Origin of the sequence: Shewanella sp. 10N.7 (assembly GCF_020806285.1) — a bacterium.
In the GTDB taxonomy this organism is placed as follows: domain Bacteria; phylum Pseudomonadota; class Gammaproteobacteria; order Enterobacterales; family Shewanellaceae; genus Shewanella; species Shewanella electrodiphila.
Window position 1 is genome coordinate 1 of sequence record NZ_JAJGZS010000058.1, and the last position, 1175, is coordinate 1175.

Genomic DNA, 1175 nt, shown 5'->3' on the forward strand with positions numbered 1-1175 from the left:
TTGTGGGAAGCGCCAAAAGCTTAAAATTAACTATTGACGCCATAGTCTCTTGTTATGTACTTGCTTGCGAAAAAGCATCATTTAGAACTTTGACATAAGCTTCGAATGCTCTAATTGTAAATTCAAGACAGCCAACCTCGAAAAGAACATGAATACCAGTCCTTAAAGGATCACCATTTGAGTAAGTTTTAGGTGTCCCATCCTCTTCAGTGCCTATAACACCATCATGGTGAAATAACTCTGGATTGGCATTAATAAGTTCAAAAATCTCAATAACAACTCTTTTATTTGCTTTGTACGCCCTTCCATCGTCATGGACACAGTGATTACGTAATATTCTTAGTCTATTTATTTGCTCCCATTCAGGAGAATCTTTTAATGCAGGGAAACGGTGGTTTACAAAATTATTTACTTTTAATATACCGATCCCATCATAATTCTTAAACTTTTTGCCTCCAAGTTTTTCTCGATACCTTACACATAGAGACTGCAATTCTACTTCGTATGTACTATATATGGTTTGAAACGCAGAACGACGGTTTAAACTTGGGAAATACTCGGTAAATATTTCATCTAACATCACTTCATCACTTGTTAAGCCACAGTAATATTCAAAATGATGATAAATACCTTCCTCGGGACAAATTTCAATTACTTCGTTTTCTGCACCTTCAGTATTAAACTTATCAATTTCTGCTCTAATGACTGATTCTGTTTGAAGAGCAAAAGAGTTCATTAATATGTCTGTAAATTGTAGTGGGGACATATATGGTATTTCAATCCCAAGCACTTCACCTATAGTTGCCATAAATACCTTTTAACCTGTGAAAATTTCAAATGTACATAACATTTGTATAGTGCGCATGCGCGTTTATTTGGCAAAGTGCGTATGCACATTTAACAAACCTATTATTTATGCCTTACTAAAGTAAAGCTATTGATTTATAAGCACTCTACCAGAGTGGAATTGGATAAACGAGCACAAATATTTGCAAAGCTGAGCATTGAAATTGATGCCTTATCAGAAGTAATCAGCAGCAGTCACTTATCGATTAGCAAAAGTAGGTCAACGGGCTTGTTGCTTATCTGTACTGCTTATCGGATGTAACTCTCAACGGGACAAAAACGTTTAAGACCACCAATTCTATACTTCATTTATATTGGCTCAGTTACAG

General features: G+C 35.4%; 1 protein-coding gene. It reads right to left on the reverse strand.

Annotation, left to right across the window (positions count from 1 at the left end):
* Positions 1 to 52: 52 nt before the first annotated feature.
* Positions 53 to 808 (reverse strand): hypothetical protein, encoded by a 756-nt coding sequence (locus LMH66_RS20195; RefSeq protein ID WP_229372707.1) that lies wholly within the window; start codon positions 806 to 808, stop codon positions 53 to 55.
* Between the last annotated feature and the right edge of the window lie 367 nt (positions 809 to 1175).

What these genes read in the sequence shown, in the direction of transcription:
- LMH66_RS20195 (WP_229372707.1), bottom strand. Translation starts at nt 808, where the DNA reads ATGGCAACTATAGGTGAAGTGCTTGGGATTGAAATACCATATATGTCC.